Genomic DNA, 213 nt, shown 5'->3' with positions numbered 1-213 from the left:
TCCGCCACGTCCGCGTTCTATAGTTTGTGTAAACAAAGTATAGATATTTCGTATTTTAATCGGTGAATGGTAAACCAATTAAAAGTTGTATGGTGGCTACTACGGGATTTGAACCTGTGACCCCATCATTATGAGTGATGTGCTCTAACCAGCTGAGCTAAGTAGCCAATGATTATTTTAATAAAACAATCAAAAATATGGTGCGGACGGAGA

The 213-nt window shown here is 38.5% G+C and carries 1 tRNA gene; it reads right to left on the bottom strand.

The window, feature by feature from the left end:
• Positions 1-90: 90 nt before the first annotated feature.
• A tRNA-Met gene (locus A6E03_RS10085) sits at positions 91-167 on the bottom strand.
• Positions 168-213: the final 46 nt, after the last annotated feature.

The organism is Aliivibrio sp. 1S128, from assembly GCF_001691065.1.
Taxonomy (GTDB): Bacteria; Pseudomonadota; Gammaproteobacteria; order Enterobacterales; family Vibrionaceae; genus Aliivibrio.
Note: the sequence above shows the minus strand (reverse complement) of the source record. Positions and strands in the feature narration are given on the sequence as shown.